Annotated in this window: 13 protein-coding genes and 1 pseudogene; 8 read left to right on the plus strand and 6 right to left on the minus strand. The window is 56.1% G+C overall.

Annotation, left to right across the window (positions count from 1 at the left end; all coding sequences use genetic code 11):
• The 4 genes and pseudogenes from ACW81B_RS06380 to ACW81B_RS06395 all read right to left on the minus strand — a co-directional run.
• A pseudogene (locus tag ACW81B_RS06380) lies at positions 1-174 on the minus strand (IS30 family transposase); the annotation flags it as partial.
• A complete protein-coding gene (locus ACW81B_RS06385; protein ID WP_491579381.1) occupies positions 161-1,363 on the minus strand; it encodes a ketose-bisphosphate aldolase in 1,203 nt (400 codons plus the stop codon). The gene ACW81B_RS06385 and the pseudogene ACW81B_RS06380, both read right to left, overlap by 14 nt.
• A gap of 90 nt (positions 1,364-1,453) precedes the next feature.
• Entirely contained in the window at positions 1,454-2,125 is a 672-nt protein-coding gene (locus ACW81B_RS06390) for a Bax inhibitor-1/YccA family protein (protein ID WP_491579382.1), read from the minus strand.
• Positions 2,126-2,157: 32 nt separating this feature from the next.
• Positions 2,158-2,514 (minus strand): HPF/RaiA family ribosome-associated protein, encoded by a 357-nt coding sequence (locus ACW81B_RS06395; protein ID WP_491579383.1) that lies wholly within the window; start codon positions 2,512-2,514, stop codon positions 2,158-2,160.
• Positions 2,515-2,636: 122 nt separating this feature from the next.
• Between ACW81B_RS06395 and nhaR the strand changes: the two genes are divergently transcribed.
• Together nhaR and ACW81B_RS06405 are read left to right on the plus strand one after the other, a co-directional pair.
• Positions 2,637-3,536 (plus strand): transcriptional activator NhaR, encoded by a 900-nt coding sequence (nhaR, locus tag ACW81B_RS06400; protein ID WP_491579384.1) that lies wholly within the window; start codon positions 2,637-2,639, stop codon positions 3,534-3,536.
• A gap of 56 nt (positions 3,537-3,592) precedes the next feature.
• Positions 3,593-5,260 (plus strand): cation:proton antiporter, encoded by a 1,668-nt coding sequence (locus ACW81B_RS06405; protein ID WP_491579385.1) that lies wholly within the window; start codon positions 3,593-3,595, stop codon positions 5,258-5,260.
• A 39-nt stretch (positions 5,261-5,299) separates the two neighbouring features.
• Here ACW81B_RS06405 and ACW81B_RS06410 read toward each other — a convergent pair whose 3' ends face one another.
• A complete protein-coding gene (locus ACW81B_RS06410) occupies positions 5,300-5,812 on the minus strand; it encodes a zinc ribbon-containing protein (protein WP_491579386.1) in 513 nt (170 codons plus the stop codon).
• A gap of 851 nt (positions 5,813-6,663) precedes the next feature.
• Between ACW81B_RS06410 and ACW81B_RS06415 the strand changes: the two genes are divergently transcribed.
• The 6 genes from ACW81B_RS06415 (at position 6,664) to ACW81B_RS06440 (ending at position 12,598) form a co-directional block, all read left to right on the plus strand.
• Positions 6,664-7,650, plus strand: coding sequence for a YncE family protein (locus ACW81B_RS06415; protein ID WP_491579387.1), 987 nt, complete (start codon positions 6,664-6,666; stop codon positions 7,648-7,650).
• 11 nt (positions 7,651-7,661) lie between these two features.
• Entirely contained in the window at positions 7,662-8,105 is a 444-nt protein-coding gene (locus tag ACW81B_RS06420) for a MerR family transcriptional regulator (RefSeq protein ID WP_491579388.1), read from the plus strand.
• Positions 8,106-8,146: 41 nt separating this feature from the next.
• The gene (locus ACW81B_RS06425) at positions 8,147-8,374 is read left to right on the plus strand and encodes a thioredoxin family protein (RefSeq protein WP_491579389.1); all 228 of its coding nucleotides are present in this window, start codon (positions 8,147-8,149) and stop codon (positions 8,372-8,374) included.
• Positions 8,375-8,418: 44 nt separating this feature from the next.
• A complete protein-coding gene (locus ACW81B_RS06430) occupies positions 8,419-10,893 on the plus strand; it encodes a heavy metal translocating P-type ATPase (protein WP_491579390.1) in 2,475 nt (824 codons plus the stop codon).
• 15 nt (positions 10,894-10,908) lie between these two features.
• A complete protein-coding gene (locus tag ACW81B_RS06435; protein WP_491579391.1) occupies positions 10,909-11,238 on the plus strand; it encodes a P-II family nitrogen regulator in 330 nt (109 codons plus the stop codon).
• A gap of 64 nt (positions 11,239-11,302) precedes the next feature.
• On the plus strand, positions 11,303-12,598 hold the full coding sequence (locus ACW81B_RS06440; RefSeq protein WP_491579392.1) for a class I SAM-dependent methyltransferase: 1,296 nt from the start codon (positions 11,303-11,305) through the stop codon (positions 12,596-12,598).
• Here ACW81B_RS06440 and ACW81B_RS06445 read toward each other — a convergent pair.
• Positions 12,589-14,190: an FMN-binding glutamate synthase family protein gene (locus tag ACW81B_RS06445; RefSeq protein WP_491579393.1), complete on the minus strand. Its 1,602-nt coding sequence runs from the start codon at positions 14,188-14,190 to the stop codon at positions 12,589-12,591. The two genes, ACW81B_RS06440 and ACW81B_RS06445, sit on opposite strands and share 10 nt — an antisense overlap.
• Between the last annotated feature and the right edge of the window lie 6 nt (positions 14,191-14,196).

Below are 14,196 nucleotides of genomic sequence, written 5' to 3' on the forward strand. Positions count from 1 at the left end.
CACGGTTGTCAGGTCCCGGTCTTTCGGAAAGTATTGCCGGATGAGGCCATTGGTATTCTCGTTCAATCCACGCTCCCAGGAGGCATAAGGATGCGCGAAATAGATACGGGCATCAAGGTCACGGGCCATGCCTTCATGGTCAGCGAATTCGCGACCATTGTCATAGGTTATGGTGGATCGTTGCCGACGCGACAGTTTGATAATCGATACTGATACGCTCACCCGCTACCGGCCGGAACAGGTTGTTGGCAAAAGCCACGTGGTCGGGGTGTTCGCGGTAGCTATTGATCACTGCTGCATGACAGAAACGTACCAACCATGTGTAACGGTACTTTGCATCTTTCTGCACGGCTTCACCTGTGACGACTTCGCGTACACCCGGAATAGCAGAGAGGACCCGGCGGCCTTCGGCCATCATGGTTTCTGTATCAGCCTTGCTAATGTCATGGGCGTTGTAGATGATCAAATGCTCCACAGGCATCCAGGGTCGGCAGCTCGATAGTACTTCGTCGGCACGGCCCGCAGCTCCCCAAAGGTGCATGCAGCGTTCTGCTTCGGTGGCAACAGCGCTGCGGATATTCTTTACCAGGCCGGTATAACCATTGCCTGAAGCTGCCCTGGCGTTTTCATTAATTTGCCTTGCTGCTGCATCCGACAGTGCCGTGTAGTAATTGATCTTGGCCACGCCGTTGGCAATCAGCTGGTGAAACTGATTGTCGGAAAGCCCCGTGCCGCCGTGAATCACCAGCGGGATAGCCAGTGCTTCGTTGATTTGTTTCAGGCGCTGGAAATCCAGCTTTGGTTTGCCTTGCATTCGGCCATGCACGGTGCCGATGGAGACGGCGAGAAAATCCACGCCGGTTTGCTCCACGTAGCTGCTGGCCTCTTCAGGCGTGGTGTAGGCGATTTCACCGGGGTGGCGTTCTGCGTCCTCGCCTTCCACACCTGGCACATAACCCAGTTCACCCTCTACTGGTACACCGCAGGCATGTGCCATGTCGACCACAGCGCGTGTGGTTTGTATATTGATCGACAATGGCTCGCTGGAGTCATCTACCATGACCCCGTTACAGCCATGGTTGATCGCTGCTATCGCTGACACCAGGCTGGCGCCATGATCGAGATGAATGGCTACCGGCACCGAGGCACGTCTCGCGGCAGCCTCCACCGCGGGCATGACCAGTTCAAAATCGAAGTATTCAAAGTGGGATTCTGCAAGGCTCAGGATAACCGGCGCACGGGTTCGTTCCGCAGCCAGCATGATGCCTTCCAGAAAATCCAGGCTCACCAGGTCAAAGGCACCTACCGCGTAGCCGTGATGGTAGGCGTGGTTGAGCATATCTTTCATATCAACAAGTGGCATTGTGGCTTACCTTCAGGCTGACGTGTTGTTTGAGTTCATCAAGTGTGGTCAGGTGCGTCATATCGCTATCCTCTTGCGTTGGGCGAGACCTCATTCTTCACCATTCATAAAACCCAGCAGGTGCAACAGGCTGGTAAACAGGTTGAAGATGGAAACGTACAGTGTGACAGTGGCCATAATGTAGTTAGTTTCACCGCCGTGAATGATCGCGCTGGTCTGGTACAGGATCAATCCGGCCATCAGCAGCACGAACATGGAAGACACTGCGAGTGACAGGCCGGGCATTTCAAAAAATACCGCGCCCAGCCCGGCCAGAAAGGCCACCAGGATGCCGACCATCAGGAAGCTGCCCATAAAGCTGAAGTCCTTGCGGCTGGCGAGTGCATAACCTGACAGACCGAGGAAAATGGCGCCGGTGGCGCCCATGGCGGTCATCACTACCTGGCCACCGTTGGGCAGGGCCAGGTAGGCATTAAGAATCGGTCCGAGGGTGTAGCCCATAAAGCCGGTCAGGGCGAACACAAAAGCGAGTCCCAGGCTGCTATTGCGGAATCTGGTGGTGGCGAACAGCAGGCCAAAGTATCCGCCAAGGGTGAGTAATAGACCGGGATGGGGCAGGTTCAGCGTCATCGACACCCCGGCAGTCAGCGCACTGAACAGCAGGGTCATGGACAGCAAGGTATAGGTATTGCGGATGACTTTGTTGGTGGCGAGCGTAGTGGTTTGGCTTCGGTTCGCAGTGAATGTGACCGGGTTGTTCATGGTTGATGTCCTCTATTCGGTTTGTTAACGGGTTAGTCTGACAGTTGCGTATCCGAACCCAGTGGTCGTCCGCCCTGCCTGAGCAGAGATTGGCGGCGCTCAATCCTGCGCACCAGGGTACGCCCGGCGCGATCAGTCGCACGGTCAATGGCGACGTACAAGTCGGCCTCGATATCTTCGACCACCACGTCGGGCAAACCGGCCAGCACCACCCGCAAGTGACAGCGTTTGTCCGCACCGCCGCGTGGGCCGTTGATGTCGGATAGCCGCATCACAATTCGCTGAATGTGATTGTCACAGCAGGTCAGGGCGAAACGCAGCCGCCGTTCGGCATGGCTGCGCAGGGCATCGGTCAGGGAAAAATCGCGTGCCTGTATGTCAATCTGCATTGAGTTCTCCGTTGCAATGCGGTTGATGCTTGATAGGCAGTTATACTGGGCGGGTTTGATTGTCTTGAAAAGTCGATTATTATTTACATACTATTCGTAATTTACGAAGCAACGGTGAGCCGATGGTTAACTATAAGCATCTGCACTATTTCGGGGCGGTGGCCAGGGAGGGTGGCGTCGCCCGGGCCAGTGAGCGGCTGAACCTGACACCGCAAACGATCAGCGGACAACTGAGCCTGCTGGAGGAGCATCTTGGGGTAGAGCTGTTTACCCGGGTCGGACGCAACCTGGAACTTACCGAGACCGGGCGGCTGGTATTGAGCTATGCTGATGAAATCTTCTCGCTGGGCGGTGAGCTGGAAGAGGTGATTCATCAGTTGCCGGAAGGTCGTCCCCAGCTGTTCAGGGTGGGCGTGGTCGATGTTCTGCCCAAGTCCATCACCCATCGTATCCTTGAACCCGCACTGCAGATGACGGAGCCGGTACGCATGATCTGCCGCGAGGCGAGTCTCGATATGCTGTTGGCGGAACTGGCCGTACACCGGCTTGACCTGGTACTGGCCGACCGTCCTATTCCATCCACGGTCAGTACACGGGGGTTCAGTCACAAGCTTGGCGAGTGCGCGATCAGCTTTTTTGCCACAGAAAAACTGGAGAAAAAGCTAACAGGTGGTTTCCCCGGTTGCCTGGATGGTGCGCCACTGTTGTTGCCTGGTAGTGGTACCCAGCTGCGATCCGGGATTGATCAGTGGCTGGACAAACATCGCCTCCATCCGTGGATTATTGCCGAGTTTGATGACAGTGCACTGATGAAGGCGTTTGGGCAGGAAGGTGCGGGAATCTTTATCGCGCCTGCGGTCATCGAGGCAGAGGTGGAATGGCAGTATGAGGTGACTGCGATTGGCCGGCTCGATGAGGTGAAAGAGCATTTCTATGCTATATCCGTTGAGCGCCGGGTGACGCATCCGGTGGTCTCTGCAGTGATGGAGACAGCCCGGGAGTCACTGTTTGCCGATGAATAGCGGGTAACGGAACCGGGTAATGGTGCAGGAGTGGATCCAGAGAGAGTAACTGAATCATGGTCCCGATTTTCGCTGACGTGTTTACTGAAATAGCAGTGCTGCTGTTGGTAGCCGCCGTCATTGGTGCTATTGGTGTACGGCTGCGCCAGCCGCTGATCGTCGCCTTCATCGCGGTAGGCATCCTGGTGGGGCCGTCTGTACTCGGCTGGGTGTCGGCTAACGACCAGGTCAATTTGCTGGCCAAACTGGGTATCGCGCTGCTGTTGTTCGTGGTGGGGCTCAAGCTGGATCTGCATATCATCCGTACCATGGGTTCGGTGGCACTGGCCACCGGGCTGGGGCAGGTCTTCTTTACCTCCGTTGTTGGCTACCTTTTGGCCATCGCCCTGGGCTTGTCCCCGGTAGCCGCCCTCTATGTGGCGGTGGCGCTGACCTTCTCCAGCACCATTATTATCGTCAAGCTGCTGTCCGACAAGCGCGAGGTGGACGCGCTGCACGGGCGCATCGCCATCGGCTTCCTCATCGTCCAGGATATCGTGGTGGTGCTGGTGATGATTGGTCTGACCGCACTGGGCGAGGCCGGTAATACCGCAAGTCTGGGTCGAGAGGCGATTGAGGTGCTGGTCAAGGGTGGCCTGTTCATCGTTGTCATCGGGTTGTTGATGCGCTACGTGTTGACGCCGATGCTGCACCAGTTGGCCCGTTCACGGGAACTGCTGGTGCTGTTCGCCATTGCCTGGGCAGTGGCATTAGGTGCGGCGGGAGAGTCTCTGGGTTTTAGCACGGAGGTGGGCGCTTTTCTCGCCGGTGTATCGCTGGCCTCCACGCCTTACCGCCACGCTATCGGTGCGCGCCTGGTGAGTCTGCGGGATTTTCTGCTGCTGTTCTTCTTCATCGATCTGGGTGCCGGACTGGAACTGGCAGCACTCGGCGCACAGGTGCTGCCGGCCATTGTTCTTTCGCTGTTCGTGCTTATCGGTAACCCGTTAATCGTCATGATCATCCTGGGTATCATGGGTTACCGAAAGCGCACCGGGTTTCTGGCCGGTCTGACGGTGGCCCAGATCAGCGAATTCTCCCTGATCCTGGGGGCGTTGGGCCTGAGCCTGGGTCATATCGATGCCGAAACCATGGGCCTCATCACCCTGGTGGGGTTGATCACCATTAGTGCTTCCACCTACATGATCCTGTACTCCCACCCCCTCTACGAGAAGATGTCCCCCTGGCTGGGTGTATTCGAGCGTAAACAGGCGTACCGGGAAGCGGTACAGGATATGAATACAGAAGAAAGCGGAGTCGATGTCATCCTGTTCGGTCTGGGTCGGTTCGGCGCCGGGATTGCACGGGAACTGCGGCAACGGGGCTACCGGGTGCTCGGCGTGGATTTCGATCCCGACCTGGTGCGCCGGCAGGAAGGGCTTGGTTATGCAGTACGCTACGGCGATGCTGAAGATCCGGAATTTCTCACCAGCCTGCCACTCGAGAAGGTACGCTGGGTGTTGAGTAGTGTACGGGAAACGTCCGTCAATCTCTCGTTGCTACACGGTCTGCGCGACCATGATTATAAAGGGCGTGTGGCGGTTACGGCTCACACGACACCCGATGCCGAGCAGTTGGAGCAGGCCGGTGCCGACCGGGTGCTGATTCCTTATGCCGATGCGGTTACGCAGGCGGTGGATAGCCTGTTTGGCGCGACTGGCAAGCAGCCACCCGACTGCCGCTGAAGGTTCTGGTCGGGTGTCTGAAGGCGGATGAAACACACGCTAGCGATGGAAATCAGTAGCGTGGCATTTGGGGCAGGGCGGTACCCGACCAGCTTTGTAAAAATGCAGTTTTTCCCCACAATTGTCGCAGGTCAGGGTGCCTGGCCCGGTTATTTCTCCGGTATGGTACATGGATGCCTTGCGGGCATTTTCTTTTAATTCCAGTAGCTTGACAGTCGTTGTGTCGGCTGCCTTCAGCAGAAAATCTACAATCCCGCTTTCTACCAGGGTGGTTTCGAAGCCCAGCCAGTCCTTCAGTTCATGACCGGTTTCTGCCAGGTAGGAATAGGCCTCGCTCATGTCGCGTTTCAGCCAGTCGGCCAGCTTCTCGGCGTCTTCGGCAGAGACTTCTTTCAGTTCAACGGCTTTTTCCCTGGCCTCATCAATCAGCTTGTGCAGGAAGGGGATGGTTTTTTCTTCCGCCTGGTGGAAACCTGCCGCGGCACGCTCATACATTTTTTCGTAGACTTCACTGAGTACGTCAAACGGGTCCTGGTTTCGTGGATTTTTCATCGTTTTCTCCCGGTTAAACTTTCCTTTCCGTTGTAATGAACGTTACCTTGACGGTTGAAAATGCGATGTAACCCAGGTGACAGAGAAGACAGAAAATATGGCGTAGTGTGCGGCTGTCCCGGCAGGGAACAAATGCGTTCTGGTGTGGTCTTCTGTGGCAGGCCAACACCGGGCTTGTTGACCTGGGTCAATCGGACATTACTGATAAGTCTGGATGTTTGTGCTAGGTTTAACAGAGAGATCTGACACATCATCAAGGCAGACTGGATGAAAGATGGAAACAGAGGAGGCGACCTGAATCTGGTATGAAATCGGTTATCCAGACATTCCTGAAAGTTCTGTTGCTGGCGGGTATGGTTGTCGCGCCGGTGGCCGTCGCCCTGGCAACTGTGCCGGCAGCGGGTTCACTGTCGGTGCCGCCTGTCGACACCGTACCCTGCGAGCATGCTTCACCACAGTCGACGCCGGTTGAAATGCAACGCGCTTCGGCGGAGGGTATGCCCTGTATCTGTCAGGTCGATGATTGCACCTCAATGGGTACGGGCGGGTGCCAGCACTCCGTCGTGTCATCACTCACGGCGCTTTTGCCAGGTGTAGTTAAATTCCCTGTCATGAGCCGTAGTCACCTGGACATACGCTTTCAGGACAGTTACAGCGATTTAAGCGTCCCTCCCGAATCACCGCCTCCTATAATGTAGTTCCCTCCAGACGACGGTCAGCCGTCACATGTGTGGTCGATCTTTTTCAGACCACGACCCCGTCCTTCGGGATGAAGCCGATTGTTAGAAATACCTTGACCTGTGCCTAAGGTACAGGTTGTAGAGTCAAACTCAACAATCCGGGAGGTTTACATGAAATACATGATCAGCTCATTTTTTGTTGCACTGGTTTTCGCTGCGACTTCTTCTATGGCTGCGCCAACGGTCTATATCCCGCTCGGCTCGGGAAATCAGGTCATCGAGGTCGATGCAGCCAACGATAAGATCACGGCAACTTTCACCGGGGTCGAGAATCCGCACGGGCTGGTTGCCACGCCGGATGGAGAATATCTGGTGGCAGGGAGCCTGACGGAAACACCGCTCGCCGCTGGCCAGCCTGCCAACATGCCCAATAGCAAGCTGACACTGATTCATCCGGCCCATGGGCATGTCATGCTGACCATTCCTGTGGCCGGCTGGACACACCACGAGGCCATTACACCGGACGGACGCTATGTGATTTCCACCCACCCGACGCGCGGCGGTATCAGCGTGCTGGACATGCAGAGTAACCAGATCATCAAAACGGTCAACACCGGTCCTGCACCGAACTACACGGTCGTGAGTCCTGACGGTAAACGGGCTTTTGTGAGCAACAGTGGCAACGGGACCCTCAGTGAGATCGATGTGGCAACCTGGAAAGTCACGCGCACACTTGAGGCCGGCCCCGGCCCGACACACATGGTGTTGTCAGGAGATGGCACGCGATTGTTCGTCACCAATCCCCGCGCAGGGAAGGTCTCTGTCGTCTCTATCGATACGGGCAAGGTGACCGATACCTGGAAGATTGGTGACAACCTGCACGGGCTGGATATCAGCGATGACGGCAAGACCCTGTTCGTCAGCAGCAAACAGGGCAACAAGCTCATCGCGCTGGACACGAAGACAGGCAAGGTTATTCGTGAGACAAGTCTGTCACCTGCACCCTATCACCTGAATACCATTCACGGCACCAACAAGCTCTACGTCTCCAGCCGCAAGCAACCGAAGATCTGGGTGATAGACCAGAAAACGCTGAAAGTACTTGGAGAGATTCCCCTGCCGGCGGGTGAGGGACATCAAATGGCAATTGTGAAATAAGCGGAGAAATTATGTACACATTGACTGTTACAGACCTGGCAAACCGCAGTGGCGCAACACCCCATGCTGTTCGTTACTACACGCGTCTTGGCCTGTTGCGTCCGAAACGTAACCCGGATAATGGCTACCGCCTGTATCAGCACCGCGAAGTAGGCTGGTTACGTTTTATCCGGCAGGCAAAACGCCTGGGCTATACCCTGAGCGAAATCCGGGAAATCATGCATGACTCGGACCAGGGAAAGTCGCCCTGTCCCCGGGTTCGCGAGATCCTCAACCACCGCCTTGAGGAAAACCGTCGCCAGCTGGAGGAACTTATGGCGCTTCAGGCACGGATGGAACAGGCGCTGACACAGTGGTCAGATATGCCGGACGGTGTCCCTGACGGGCATTCGGTCTGTCATCTGATTGAATCGTTTGCCGGGGATTACAGTCCGGAATCAACAGAAAGGCACTGAGCTTGTAGCAAACTTCTTGAACAAAACACGGGAGATAAAAGATGGACGTAATGATAATCGCATCCAGAAATTGTACGCATTGCAAGAACCTGGCCCGGGAGCTGGATGATCTGGGTGTTGAATACAAGCTGGCCTATGTCGAGGACGAGCCGGAACTGGTGGAGAAATACAACATCCGCCATTCACCGAACCTGGTGGTAGATGGTGAAGTCAGGTTTCGTCGCCAGCCAACAGAGCATGAATTACGTGAGTGCCTGAATTGCGGATAACCGCACCAGGTGAGATCGGGTGAATACAAATAAAAGGAAACACCATGTCAGAACATAAAATTGCGTCATCAGATAGCGGGAAACCGTTAACGGACCCTGTGTGTGGTATGACGGTAACCGAAGAGACTGAGCACCGACATGTGCATGAAGGTACGGAGTACCTGTTCTGCAGTGATTCGTGTCGCGGGAAGTTTGAGTCCGATCCTGACAAGTACCTGCACCCGGATGAAAAGCGTGAAGCTGAAGAGGCCGGAGCAGGTAGCTACTGTCCGGACAACAGCTGTGATATCGATACTTCACTTTACACCTGCCCCATGCACCCGGAAGTACAGCAGACCGGGCCGGGGGCCTGTCCCAAGTGTGGTATGGCGCTGGAGCCCATGACGGTAGCGGTGCCGGCGACAAAAACCGAGTACACCTGCCCGATGCACCCGGAGATTGTGCAGGATCACCCGGGCAGTTGCCCGAAATGTGGTATGGCGCTGGAACCACGCAGCGTAGAGGTGGAAGAGGACACCAGCGAACTGGATTACATGACCAAACGCTTCTGGGTCAGTGCGCTGCTGGCTATCCCGGTATTTATCAGCGCCATGGCAGCAGAGTTCTGGCCCGAGGCCATGGCTGAAATCATTGCGCCTCACACTCGCCAGTGGATAGAGATGATACTGGCAACGCCGGTGGTGCTGTGGGGCGGCTGGATATTCTACGTGCGTTGCTGGCAGTCACTCGTTACCCGCAACCTCAACATGTTTACCCTGATCGGTATTGGTGTTGCGGTCGCCTGGATTTACAGTGTGGCGGGAACGGTCTTCCCCGGTATCTTCCCGGAATCCGTATTCAATGAAATGGGGGTGGTGCCGGTTTACTTTGAGGCCGCCGCTGTTATTACCGCCCTGGTTCTGCTGGGGCAGGTACTTGAACTCCGTGCCCGCAGCCAGACCAATGCGGCGATAAAAATGTTACTGGGGCTGGCGCCCAAGACTGCCCGGATCGTCCGCGAGGATGGTACGGAAGAAGATATTCCCATGGAACACGTGAAGGTCGGTGATATTCTCAGGGTGCGCCCGGGTGAGAAAATCCCGGTCGATGGCACCGTGGTGGATGGTGAAAGCAGCGTCGACGAATCCATGGTTACCGGCGAACCCATCCCTGTAGAGAAGACAACAGGTGAAAAGCTGATTGGTGCAACGGTAAACGGTACCGGTAGCCTGTTGATGCGTGCGGAAAAGGTGGGTACCGACACCTTGTTGTCGCAGATTGTCAAGATGGTAGCCGAGGCACAACGATCCCGCGCGCCAATCCAGAAGCTGGTGGATGTGGTTGCCGGCTACTTTGTGCCGGCTGTGGTACTGATCGCAATCATTACTTTTATCGTCTGGTGGAACTGGGGTCCCGAGCCGGCACTGGCCTACGCGGTCATCAATTCCGTTGCTGTTCTGATTATTGCCTGTCCTTGTGCATTGGGGCTGGCGACGCCCATGTCGATCATGGTCGGAACGGGCAAGGGCGCAATGATGGGAGTTCTGATCAAGAACGCCGAGGCGCTGGAGGTGATGCGTAAGGTCGATACTCTGGTCGTCGACAAGACCGGCACCTTGACCGAAGGCAAGCCACAACTGGTGTCGATCGTCGCGGTCGATGGTTTCAAGGAACACGATATTCTGCGCCTTGGCGCCAGCCTGGAGCGGGCCAGTGAACATCCACTGGCGGAGGCCATTGTTCGTGGTGCAGAGGAAAAGGGCGTCGAGTTGTTGCCGACCGATGACTTCCAGTCTGTCACAGGAAAGGGTGTGACAGGCAAGGTCGAAGGAAGGTCCGTGGCTCTGGGCAACCTGAAGTTGCTGGAAAGCCTGTCCATAGACCCGGCCGAGTTGCCGCAACTGGCGGAAGAAGGGCGTGCCGAGGGGCAGACCGTGATGCTGGTCGCAATTGATGGCAAGGCCGCCGGACTTATCGGGGTGGCCGACCCGATCAAGGCATCCACACCGGAAGCCATTGAAGACCTCCACAAGGAAGGCCTGCGGATCGTAATGTTAACGGGCGACAGCCGTACCACGGCAGAAGCCGTTGCCAGCAAGCTGAATATCGACCAGGTCGAGGCGGAGGTCCTGCCGGACCAGAAGGCGGCCATTGTGAAAAAACTCCAGGATGAAGGCCGGATTGTTGCCATGGCCGGTGACGGCATCAACGATGCCCCGGCACTGGCCCAGGCGCACGTGGGTATCGCGATGGGGACGGGCACCGATGTAGCAATGGAGAGCGCCGGTGTTACGCTGGTCAAGGGTGACTTGCGCGGCATTGTACGTGCACGTCGTCTGAGCCGCAGGGTGATGCGCAACATCCGTCAGAACCTGTTTTTCGCCTTCATCTATAACTCACTGGGTGTACCGGTTGCCGCTGGTGTGCTGTACCCGGTTTTTGGTTTGTTGTTATCACCCATCATCGCCGCTGCAGCGATGAGTTTTAGTTCAGTGTCGGTCATTACCAACGCACTACGTCTGCGCAAGGCGCGTATCTGACAAAGGAGATACCTGATGAATTTTCGAAAAGTAACTGCCATCTTTCGACCTGACAAACTTGAGGCAGTGGAAGACAAACTGCGGAGTATTGGCATACCGGGCGTCAGTGTCACCAAGGTCAAGGGTTACGGTGAATATGCGAATTTCTACCAACCTGACTGGATGTGCGAGTACGTCCGTGTCGAAGTGTTTATTGGTAAAGACAAGGCGGAGGAAGTTGCCGAGGCCATTATGGAAGTTGCGCATACAGGCCTTGACGGTGACGGCATTGTAGCCGTGTTGCCGGTGGAATCCGTTTACCACATTCGTCGCAAGGAGAAGTGTAACCACGAAGTCTGTGACTAACCTTAATGGAGGTGATGACATGCTGTTCTCAAGGAAAAAATTCGATTCCTTACAAGATGCCGTGGTGACAGGTAGTCAGGCCACCGTGCCGCGCGACGGCTCCGGGATGATCGGTACGGATATTGTTTCAGTGGTGCTCGCGGATTACCGGGGTGATGTTGCCGTCAGGCTATGGGACGGTACGCTTGCCCGGGGGAACCCCGACGCATCCTGTACGCTTGTTTTCAGGGAACCCGGTGCACTACGCGACCTGATCCTTCGCCGTAATCTTTTGCGGCTTGCGGATACCTACCTGAGTGGCGCGATTGAAGTTGAAGGGAATATGGAATCCCTGTTTGATCTGAAGGATTACCTGGTCAGCCTGGATCTGCCAGTTGCTACTCGCTTGCATCTCATGAAGCAGGCTTTTCGCTTGCCGAAACTGAAACGACGCGGGGTTGCAAGAAGCTGGCGGGCAAAGTTGGCAGCGCACCGGAATTCCCGTGCCAGTATTGCCCACCATTACGACGTCAGCAATGATTTCTATCGACTGTGGCTGGATCCCGAAATGGTGTACTCCTGCGCGTATTTTCGCAGTAACAGTCAAACGCTGGCCGAAGCCCAACAGGACAAGCTGGATTATCTGTGCCGCAAGCTGCGCCTTGAACCGGGCCAGACGCTACTGGACATCGGTTGCGGCTGGGGCGCTCTGGCGATCCGGGCAGCCCGGCATTATGGTGTGAAAGTTCATGGCATCACCCTGAGTGAGGCACAGCTGGAACTGGCACAGGAGCGGGTGCGCGAAGCCGGTCTGGAAAATCAGGTGCGTCTTGAGTTGCTGGATTACCGCGATCTTCCGGAACATGCGCAGTACGACCGCGTCGTCAGTGTCGGTATGTTTGAACACGTCGGCGTCAGGAACTTCCCGACCTATTTCGGTACCGTCCGGCGGGTGCTCAAACCAGACGGCCTGTTCCTCAATCACGGTATTACCAGTGAGACAGGCTGGCAGCGTACCCCGCTGACGCGCTTCATGAACCGCTATATTTTCCCGGACGGCGAGCTGGCGCGTATCAGCGATGTGAGCGACGCCATGGAGAAGGCCGGCTTTGAACCGCTGGATGTTGAGTGTCTGCGCCGGCACTACGCACTGACATTGCGCCACTGGGTCAAGTCGCTGGAGTCACAGCGTGACAAGGCAGTCGCCTGTTCAAGTGAGGTCACGTACAGGTTGTGGCGCCTGTATATGGCCGGGTGTGCCTATTATTTTGACGAAGGAAGCATTGGGTTGTACCAGATCCTGGCAGGTCGTCAGCACCAGTTACAACCCGTTCCACTGAGGCGCGATGACCTTTACAGGCAAGGACACCATCACGCCTGAAACGGTTTTAGTGGCGCAAAGGAGTGCGCCTGGGCAAGCGCCCAGTTGATTTTAAACAACGGGTTTTCCGTGCCTTCCAGCAGTTCGCCCTGTTCAAGGAAGTCCAGGGCCATGTTGCCGGGTACTGCACTATTCGATGCGGTTCTGAGATAGAAGTGGTAGGGGCGGAGTTGCCCGGGATGGTCGAGGCCGGCGGCGGAGATGACTTCCGCCAGGGCTTTCAGGGTGTTCCTGTGGAAGTTATAAACGCGCTGCGCCTTGTCTTCGACGACCAGGGCACGTTGCCGGCGTGGGTCCTGGGTGGCGACACCAACCGGGCAGCGGTTGGTGTGGCAGTTACGTGACTGGATGCATCCCAGTGCGAACATGAACCCGCGTGCAGCATTGCACCAGTCTGCACCCAGGGACATGGCACGTACCATACCGAAGGCAGTGACAATTTTTCCGCTGGCGCCGATCTTGATGCGGTCACGCAGCCGGGTGCCGTACAATGCGTTATGCACAAACAGTAGTCCTTCATACAGGGGTGTGCCCAGGTGGTCTGAAAATTCCAGCGGGGCGGCCCCTGTGCCACCCTCTGCGCCATCGACAACGATAAAGTCGGGCAGTATATCGGTTTCCAGCATGGCCTTGACGATGGCCAGGAATTCCCAGCGGTGGCCAATGCTGAGCTTGAATCCGACGGGCTTTCCACCTGACAGGGTGCGTAACTGCTGGATAAATTCCAGCAGCTCAACGGGCGTGTCAAAGCTGCTGTGGCCCGGTGGTGACAGGCAATCTTCACCAACAGGCACATGTCTGGCGGCAGCAATCTCCACACTGACCTTGCTGCCGGGAAGTACACCACCGTGTCCGGGCTTGGCGCCTTGTGATAATTTGATTTCAATCATTTTAACCTGGTCACTGGTGGCCTGTTCGGCAAACATCTCGGGATTGAATGTCCCGTCAGCATTGCGACAGCCAAAGTAGCCGGTACCGATTTCCCAGATCAGGTCACCGCCGAATTCGCGATGATAGCGGCTGATGCTGCCTTCGCCGGTATCGTGTGCGAACCCGCCCATCTTTGCACCCTTGTTAAGTGCGCGTATCGCATTGGCACTAAGTGCGCCAAAACTCATGGCTGAAATGTTGTACACCGATGCCGTATAGGGCTTTTCGCAGTGGCTGCCGCCCACCCTGATGCAGAAACAGAAATCTCGTGTTCTGGAAGGAGACACAGAGTGATTGAGCCAGGCGTATTGTTCATTATAAACATCCAGGTCGGTTCCGAAGGGATGGACGCTTACCGTGTTTTTCGCGCGTTCATAGACCAGTGAGCGTTGTTCCCGGCTGAAGGGTATGGCTTCTGTATCGCTTTCCACCAGGTACTGGCGAATTTCAGGCCGGATGCCTTCGAAGATCCAGCGCAAATGGGCCATCAGCGGGTAATTCCGCAGCAGGTTATGCCGGGTCTGGACCAGGTCCCAGATACCCAGGATGGCGAGCGGAAGAATGAGCAATAATGCCCAGTGCCAGTCCTCGTGCCAGAAGGTTCCTGCTACCGGAACAAGCAGTGTAAGAATGATAATGAAGGCGAAGGGTAGATAACGCATTAAAGC

Source organism: Thiogranum sp. (assembly GCF_058323355.1).